Below are 4,786 nucleotides of genomic sequence, written 5' to 3'. Positions count from 1 at the left end.
CCGGCAGCGCGAAGTCCCGCGCGAGGGTGTTCAGCAGGCCCCGGGTGGGCAGGCCGACCACCGTGCCGCCCGCCTGCTGGCCCCAGTAGGCCAGGAGTTCGCCGCACGACGCCGTGTCCGGCGAGACCAGCAGCGTGAGGGGTCCGGTCCAGCGCGGCCACGCGCGGGCCGTCTGCGCCTGCGCGGTGGTGCGCCAGTCGTAGATCGCCGCCCCGCTGCGGCCCACGCCGATCAGGTTCACCCGGTCCCCGGCCAGCACCTGCGCCGCCGCGAGGCACTCGTCCAGCACCCCGCCGGGGTTCTCGCGGAGGTCCACCACCAGCCCGGCCGCTCCCCGCGCCGCCGCCTGCCCCACCACCTCGCGGAAGGCCGTGCCCATCCCGACCTCGAACCATTCGGGCAGACCGATCACGGCGACCTTGCCCTCCCAGCGCAGGGTGGGGCGCAGCCGGGGGTCCAGGGCGGCCGGGGGCAGGGCGGGGTGCAGGGGAACGTTCCAGAGGGGCCGGGTGTGTCCGTCTCCCAGCGCCGCGAGAACGGCCTGCACGGCGGCGCGGCCCTGGGACTCGGGGCAGCGGGCCTGTCCCGCGCACTGACGGACGAGGTCGGTCCTCTCCCCGGCCAGCAGGCGGCCCACCTCTCCCATCCGTGGCCCGGCGTAGTGGGTCCGCAGCAAGCGGGCCGCCGCGTCATAGAGCGCGAAGGCGTCCACAGGGGGCGGGCTGCCCGTGCCTCCTGCTCCGGCCAGCCCCAGGGTCATCAGGCCCGGCAGGGCGAGGGCGCGGCGCAGGTGGGAACGCATCACTGCCAGGGTACGGCGCGGCGGCCCCGAACGTTCCCCCACCTGCTCGCGGGCGGCCCAATAGCGCCCCCGGCTCCTGAAGGCGGGCCGCCGGGCGCTCTATGCTTCCCCCCATGATTGACGCGCTGGTCGGAAAGACGCCGCTCGTGCAGCTGGGACGGGTGACCGAGCCGGGCATGGCAGACGTGTTCGTGAAACTGGAGGGCCTCAATCCCGGCGGCTCCATCAAGGACCGCACCGCGCTGGGGCTGGTGACCGACGCCGAGGAACGCGGCGTGCTGAAGCCGGGCGGCACCCTGGTCGAGCCCACCAGCGGCAACACCGGCATCGGGCTGGCGCAGGTCGCGGCGGCGCGGGGCTACCGGCTGATCCTGTGCATGCCCGCCCAGATGAGCGAGGAACGCAAGCGCACCCTGCAGGCTTACGGCGCCGAACTGGTCCTGACCGACCCCGAGCGCCGGATGCTCGCCGCCATCGAGGAAGCCGAGCGCATCGCTCATGAGACGGGCGCCGTCATGCTGGGGCAGTTCTCCAACCCCGCCAACCCGCAGACCCACGAGCGCACCACCGGCCCCGAGCTGTGGGAGCAGATGGAGGGCCGGATCGACGCCTTCGTGTACGGGTCGGGCACGGGCGGCACCATCAGCGGGGTCGGACGGTTTCTCAAGCGGCAGGACCCCGCAGTCCGGGTGATCGCGGTGGAGCCCGCCCGCAGCAACGTGCTCTCGGGCGGCGAGCGCGGCGAACACGGCTTTCAGGGGATGGGGCCGGGCTTTATCCCGCCCAACCTCGACCGCTCGGTGATCGACGAGGTGATGCCCGTCTGGGAGGAGGACGCCTATCCCCTGGCCCGGCGGCTGGCCCGCGAGGAAGGCATCTTCGTGGGCATGAGCAGCGGCGCGATGGCCTGGGCCGCGCTGGAGGTGGCCCGCCGCCTGGGGCCGGGGAAGCGGGTGGCGACCATCGCCTGCGACACCGGGGCGCGGTACCTCACGACCAGCCTCTTTGACCCGGACCGGCCGGGGACGCCCAGGGGACTCAAGCCGTACTCGCGCGAGCGCGTGGAGCAGTAGCGGCCCGAGCAGCAAAAAGCCCCAGCCTGAGCCGGGGCTTTTCTGTGGCTGGCCGCTCCCCTACCGCCTGCGGCCCCCGAACATCCCGATCAGGTCGTCGAGGGCGTTGCCGTCGCCGTCGCGGTCGAGGGCGCTGTTGAGGCTGCCCACCATGCCGCCGAGGTCCCCGCCCATCTGCCCGGTGCCGGAGTGGCCGGGGTGCCCGAGGGGATTCTGCGCCGGGGTGTGCGTGTAGCCGGGGATGACCTGTCCGCCCCCCATCCGCCCGGCCTGGCCGTGCCCGTAGCCCTGATCCTGACCGCCCCCCAGCATCCCGCCGAGGCCGCCGCCCATGCCGCTCCCGGCCCCGGCCAGGCCGCCGCCGAGCAGACCGCCCAGAATGCTGCCGATGTCGATGCCGCCCATGCCCCCGGCCTGACCGCCGGGAAAGCCGCCCGTCTGGCCCTGTCCCATCCCGCCCTGACGGCGGCGGCTGAGATAGGCCAGCACCAGCGGCGCGGCCATCGAGAGCAGTTGCATGGCGAGCTGCGGGTCGATTCCGGCGCGGCGCCCCACCGCCTGCGCGGCGGCCTGCTGCTGCCCGCCGAAGACGTGCCCCAGAATCCGCTGCCCCTCCGAGGGGTCGGGTGCCTGGCCCTGCCCGAAGAAGTCGAGCGCCCGGCCGTCGTGCTGGTCGAGGGCTCCCGCGAGCGCCTGCGCTCCCCGGGGGTCCTGGGCGTTGCGGGTCATCGCGCCGAGCAGCAGCGGAATGGCGGCCTCCATCGCCGCCTCGGTCTGCTGGGGCGAGGTGCCGAGCCGCTGTCCGAGGGTGGTCTGGGCCTGGCCCATGCCGCCGAGCATGTTGAAAATATCCATCATGGGGGTCTGCCTCCTGTGGGTGAGTGCGGAAGTGCGCCCGCAGGCTAGGTGCTGGCCCCGGCGCGGCGGGAAAGGAAGGGTTGAGGGTTCGCTGACCTTCGGGGGCGGGTAGGCTGGGGCATGACTCGGCCCGCCGTCTCCACTCCGGTCCTGCTGACGGTCCTTCTTGCGGCTGCCACGCTGCTCAGTGTGCTGGCCCTCGCCGTGGGGCCAGAGCATGAGGCGCTGCGGGCCGGGCTGATCGGGCTGACGCTGCTGCCCCTGGCGGGGTGCCTGGCCGCGCTGCGGCGGTCGCGCGGGCGAGCCGGGCCGCCGCTGAAACCGTTTTTCCTGGCGGTGTTCGCGCTGCCGGTGGTGCAGGCGCTGGGGCGCGTGGCGCTGAGGCTGGCCGAGGGACAGTCCCTGCAAGCGCTGGACGTGGGGATGCTGGCCCTGGGCAGCTTGGCGCTGCTGGTGATGGCCTTCCTGACTCCGGAACGTTAGCCTGCCCACGTGCCTGCGCCCCTCTCTCCCACCTTCTTTGGCCGTGACCCGGTGCGGGCGGCGCGTGAGCTGCTGGGCGCGACCCTGGTGCGGGTGCTGCCGGGCGGCGAGGTGCTCGCGGGCCGGGTGGTCGAGGCCGAGGCCTACGACTGCCCCCGCGACCCCGCCTGCACCGCCGGACGCTTCCACGCCGTCCGGACCCTGGCGATGGCGATCCCGCCCGGCCACTGGCTCTTCTGGACAGCCCACGGCCACCCCCTGCTGCAGGTCGCCTGCCGGGAAGAAGGCGTCTCGGCCAGCGTGCTGATCCGGGCGCTGGAACCGCTGGAGGGTGTCGGCCACATGCTGACCCACCGCCCGGTGACCCGCGAGCGCGACCTGACCAACGGCCCCGCCAAGCTCGTCTACGCGCTGGGATTGAATCCTGAACAGATCGCCGGACNCCGGTGACCCGCGAGCGCGACCTGACCAACGGCCCCGCCAAGCTCGTCTACGCGCTGGGATTGAATCCTGAACAGATCGCCGGACAGCCGGTCGATGGCCCGGCCCTGCACCTTCTCCCCGGCCCCCCCGTTCCCGACGAGGAGGTCGGTGTCACCGCCCGCGTCGGCCTGCTGGCAGGCAAGAACCTGCCCTGGCGCTTCCTGATTCGGGGCAATCCCTGGGTGTCGCCGGGGGTGCCCAGCATGGAGCTGTGAGGGGAAGGGAGTGGGGGGCGGAGGCGTTTGCCCCGTCGCCCCCTCACCCCGTTGCTTCGCAACGCCCCTCCGCCTCGCGGCTCTACGAGTCACGCGCAAGGGACGAGGGGTCACCACGCTCAAGCTGAAGCCTCCTTAAAAACGGGCACAGCGGACGCCGCGCAGGTGTGGGCGAACGGCTCTCGCACCGTCTTCCCCACGTCGGCTCGCGCAGCGAGACGGTGGCCGCAGACGGGCCGCACCAGGATCAAACGTTGCCCTTGAAGAACCCGTCCTGCCCGCGCCGCCCACCTGCCCTGGCCGAGCGCAGCGAAAAGCTCCCCTGCCCCCCCTGGGGGGAGGGGCTGGGGGTGGGGGCAAACCGCACTCAGGATGCCCTGCCCCAACCCACAGCCCCACCCATTACCCTCCCCCCATGCCCCTCACGCCCGCCGCCCTCCGTGCCCTGGCCCACCGCACCCTGACCCGCCAGCCTTCCGCCCAGGCCGCCCTGAGCCAGATGGGCTTCCTCCAGGCCGACCCCATCCGCGCCCCGGCCCGCGCCCAGGACCTGACCCTGATGCAGCGGGTTCGCGGCTACCGGGCAGGCGACCTCGAACGCCTCTATCCCACGCTCGACGCCGAGGAGGACATGCTCCCCAACTACGGCTTCGTGCCCCGGCGGGTGCAGGCGCTCCTCCACCCGCGCGAGGTGGGCCAGACCCGCATCGAGCGCGAGCACCCGGATCTGCTGGACGAGGTGCGCCTCCTCCTGCGTGAGCGGGCCGAGGTCCACCCCCGCGAGGTGGCGGCACTGCTGGGCCGGGGCCGGGTGGCGAACGCCTGGGGCGGGCAGTCGGCGGCGAGCACGCGGGCGCTCGGCGCCCTGCACC

At 73.6% G+C, this 4,786-nt stretch carries 5 protein-coding genes and 1 pseudogene; 4 read left to right on the top strand and 2 right to left on the bottom strand.

What is annotated here, in order from left to right; all coding sequences use genetic code 11:
- On the bottom strand, positions 1-802 hold an 802-nt coding region (locus tag QOL99_RS15130), incomplete at its 3' end, for a S41 family peptidase (protein ID WP_285525043.1).
- A gap of 113 nt (positions 803-915) precedes the next feature.
- On the opposite strand from QOL99_RS15130, the gene cysK reads away from it, so the two are divergent.
- Positions 916-1,875: a cysteine synthase A gene (gene cysK, locus QOL99_RS15125; RefSeq protein ID WP_285525042.1), complete on the top strand. Its 960-nt coding sequence runs from the start codon at positions 916-918 to the stop codon at positions 1,873-1,875.
- 60 nt (positions 1,876-1,935) lie between these two features.
- Here cysK and QOL99_RS15120 read toward each other — a convergent pair whose 3' ends face one another.
- Entirely contained in the window at positions 1,936-2,733 is a 798-nt protein-coding gene (locus tag QOL99_RS15120) for a DUF937 domain-containing protein (RefSeq protein ID WP_285525041.1), read from the bottom strand.
- A gap of 120 nt (positions 2,734-2,853) precedes the next feature.
- On the opposite strand from QOL99_RS15120, the gene QOL99_RS15115 reads away from it, so the two are divergent.
- From QOL99_RS15115 to QOL99_RS15105, 3 genes and pseudogenes are all read left to right on the top strand, one after another.
- A complete protein-coding gene (locus QOL99_RS15115) occupies positions 2,854-3,216 on the top strand; it encodes a hypothetical protein (protein ID WP_285525039.1) in 363 nt (120 codons plus the stop codon).
- A gap of 9 nt (positions 3,217-3,225) precedes the next feature.
- Positions 3,226-3,914, top strand: a pseudogene (locus QOL99_RS15110) (DNA-3-methyladenine glycosylase).
- 415 nt (positions 3,915-4,329) lie between these two features.
- Positions 4,330-4,786, top strand: a 457-nt coding sequence (locus QOL99_RS15105; RefSeq protein ID WP_285525037.1) for a DNA glycosylase AlkZ-like family protein, incomplete at its 3' end; no start/stop codon positions are given.

This window comes from Deinococcus rhizophilus (assembly GCF_030271215.1).
Classification (GTDB): Bacteria; Deinococcota; Deinococci; order Deinococcales; family Deinococcaceae; genus Deinococcus; species Deinococcus rhizophilus.
This window is presented reverse-complemented; position numbering and strand designations above follow the sequence as displayed.

What these genes read in the sequence shown, in the direction of transcription:
- cysK (WP_285525042.1), top strand. Translation starts at nt 916, where the DNA reads ATGATTGACGCGCTGGTCGGAAAGACGCCGCTCGTGCAGCTGGGACGG.
- QOL99_RS15120 (WP_285525041.1), bottom strand. Translation starts at nt 2,733, where the DNA reads ATGATGGATATTTTCAACATGCTCGGCGGCATGGGCCAGGCCCAGACC.
- QOL99_RS15115 (WP_285525039.1), top strand. Translation starts at nt 2,854, where the DNA reads ATGACTCGGCCCGCCGTCTCCACTCCGGTCCTGCTGACGGTCCTTCTT.